This window comes from Neorhizobium descurainiae (assembly GCF_051400715.1).
GTDB lineage: Bacteria > Pseudomonadota > Alphaproteobacteria > Rhizobiales > Rhizobiaceae > Neorhizobium.
The window spans coordinates 1-1,534 of the sequence record NZ_JBLFFK010000074.1 but is presented as its reverse complement, the minus strand read 5'-3'; the positions used below and the strand labels follow the sequence as shown (position 1 = coordinate 1,534).

Sequence of the window (1,534 nt, the reverse complement as noted above, 5' to 3'; positions counted from 1 at the left end):
CCCGGCGCGAACAAATAATTGTTGTGACCCTGATTTTTGAGGGTTGCGGGGATGGGTGACGGGGATTGTAGATTGCGGCGTGTTTTGATGACGTTCTGATTCGCTGAGGGGGCTCATGCGGGACAATCGGTTTGGGTATGCGGCTTTTGCCGCCACGGTATCGCTTTGCGTTTTGTCGGGCGGGGTAGCGGGAACGCTAGTGCTGGACGGGCTGCTGGGGCCTGTCGCGCATGCGGCCGATCAGGGGACGGGCGCCGGCGGCTTCGGCAATGGCGGAAGCGGGTTTGGCGGTGCCTCGGGGACGGGGCAGACCGGCCAGGGCGGATCTGCGGGTGCGTCAGGCAGTGATGCGGAGCCGGGCTCGGGCTCGACGTCTTCTTCCGACGACCGTGCGGTGGACCGGACGCTCGGGATCGGCCAGTCGGGCTCGGGCAGCGCTGCTGGCGCCGAGGAGAAAACCGGCGACACGAACGGCACGGCGCTCGGCAAACCGGAGGATGCCGGCGAGAGCACCGAGACCGGCGAGGCGGCTGCCGATAAGGACGATGCGGTGGAACCCCAGGCGATGGCCATGGCGGCCGCCGCGGCCGAACCGGACGCACCGGGGGAGAACGCGCCGGAGAAGCCCTCGATCCCGGAGATCGGCGGCAATGGCTTCTTCACCCAGAAGATCGCCATCGACGTGCCCGCCTTCCGCGGCCTGGAGCCGAAGATCGCGCTGAACTACAACTCGGCCCGCAAGACGAGGCTTGGCGGCCTCTACCAGGGCTGGCTCGGTTATGCCTGGGGGCTCGACGGCTTCGACGTGATAGAACGGGCGACACCCGGCTACGGCTATCCGGCCTTCGACGCCGGCGACGTCTACCTCCTGAACGGCGAGGAACTGGTGCCCTGCGCCACCGGCATGGTGGCGGCCTCCTGCTCGGCGGGCGGCACGCATGTGACGGAAAACGAGAACTTCAAGCGGGTCGTCTTCGACGCGACGGCCAACACCTGGACGGTGACGGACCGCGACGGGACGGTGTCGCTGTTCAAGTCGGTGCAGGTGGTGGCCGGCAGCAGCCCGACATCCGGCACGCCGGAATACCAGCTGCAGCGCAACGGCCGCTTCCTGCTGTCGTCGGTGACCGACACGAACGGCAACGTGGTCAACTACACCTACAGCTGCCCGGACCTGCCGGTGTGCTATCCGAGCCGGATCACCTATGGCGGCGGAGCGGTGGTCTTCTACCATGAGGACCGGCCGGACTTCCTGGTGATGGCCAATGGGCTTGGTCTTTCCTACACGAAGAAGCGGCTGAAGACGATCGTCGTCAGGGTGGGCAGCGCGATGCGCGGTGTCTACGGGCTGACCTACGACCAGGCGCCGTTCTCCAACACGTCCCGGCTCGTCAAGGTGGACCGCTATGGCAGGGATGCCACCGTCGCATCCGACGGCACCATCACCGGCACCACCTTCAAAACCATCCGCCAGATGACATACGACAATCTCGCATTCACCTATGTGCAGAAGGCGAATCAGTTTGAGGCACCT

1 protein-coding gene is annotated in these 1,534 nt (G+C 65.8%); it reads left to right on the top strand.

Annotated elements, in window-relative coordinates; all coding sequences use genetic code 11:
* Positions 1–115: 115 nt before the first annotated feature.
* The coding region (locus ACMGE0_RS33460) for a SpvB/TcaC N-terminal domain-containing protein (protein WP_436820154.1) at positions 116–1,534 on the top strand (1,419 nt) is incomplete at its 3' end.